The organism is Petrocella sp., assembly GCF_059865615.1.
In genome coordinates this window covers 1-1,353 of sequence record NZ_JCBCDA010000147.1, presented here as the reverse complement: position 1 = coordinate 1,353, position 1,353 = coordinate 1, and the positions used below count along the sequence as shown (strand labels likewise).

The following is a 1,353-nucleotide window of genomic DNA, read 5'->3' as shown; positions in this document are numbered from 1 at the left end:
GATGCTGGTGTACCAATCTCCATTACTGTGCCACAGGCGGACAACCCCTCTTGAGACTTTGGTGGGCGGTATGATGATGCCGGCACGGCTAAGCCAGACATCGGTGCCTTCTGCTTTTGCCATATCCACGTCAAAGAGGGGTCCGTATTTGACCTTGAGGGCTGATATGATTTGATTGGCCAGTTCGTCTCGGTCAGTCGGGGTGAGAGCGTCCTTGTAATTAAGAGAAAGATAAGATGCGAGTGCCTTATTATTTTTTAAAAATACTTCCGGATTCTGAACCCATTTCCACCTACCCATAATTTGTGTTTTCGGCATACTATCCGGTGTGTAATAAGGATTAGGCACCGGCTCAGGCATAATATTATAGCCAATAAATTCCCACTGACTGTTAGGAATATTGGGATAGGCCTGTAGTTCATTGATAAACTTATATTTGCCTGAAGGTGACTTGGTTGAGAATATTCCATACTCTTGCCATATATCTTCATTGGCGTCGATTTCTACAAATGTATTTATATCCACATCATATATTCTATAAAAAAAGTAATCTCTATCCATCAGACTATTCATCTCAACATTAGCATCTTTTATAGCTTCTTCTAGATTCATTATTGGTCTAAAAATATCAATATAACTAGATGTCTGACTAGCATAAGACTCCTTAAAATCTGAAAAATTGATTAAGAAAATCGAAAATACTATCATACTAAGTACTATTGTAATCCTCTTCATTACTCATACCACATTTGAATCGTAACATCTAAAGAACGTTCAAATTTTGATCCTTTCAATTGCCTTTCATCAACCACTGCAATTCTATAATTATCCATATTATACCATTTATGCTCTTCATTCAGCAGTGTACGCCAACCATCTTTATGCTTAATGTAATCGAGTATTGTATGTACATGTTCTTCTGACAAGCGTCTTCTTAAAAGCCTTTCTAAATCTTTAAGCTGGTCTACAGGCTTTCCATATTCTGAGTATTTGATGATAATGCCTAAATGGTCATCCCATTCGTAGCTGCCATGTTTGTCATAGTACACTTTGTCACTTTCTATCATTTTTAAATCTGCTGCAATGTTTTTCTCATCACTGTCTCTAACTGGATCTACCCATAGCTTGCCACCTTTGAAGTGGTCAGCGTAATTGGTGCCCTTACTTATATATGGTTTTCTTGCGCCTTTATCTATGATGCGTCTAATTACAGCCACACCCTCGGCTCTTGTTAAGGTCATCTCCGGCTTAAATGTGCCGTCAGGATAACCTGTAATGATACCCCCTTCATAGACCTTTAGTACATTTGCTTTATGCTTACCTTCTACCATGAAGCTGTCTATTAAAGCGCCT

The 1,353-nt window shown here is 38.6% G+C and carries 2 protein-coding genes; both read right to left on the bottom strand.

The features are described 5' to 3' along the window. The coding region (locus AC6F8J_RS14750; RefSeq protein ID WP_500724388.1) for a hypothetical protein at nt 1–708 on the bottom strand (708 nt) is incomplete at its 3' end. A gap of 26 nt (nt 709–734) precedes the next feature. Beyond that, on the bottom strand, nt 735–1,353 hold a 619-nt coding region (locus tag AC6F8J_RS14745), incomplete at its 5' end, for an S-layer homology domain-containing protein (protein ID WP_500724387.1).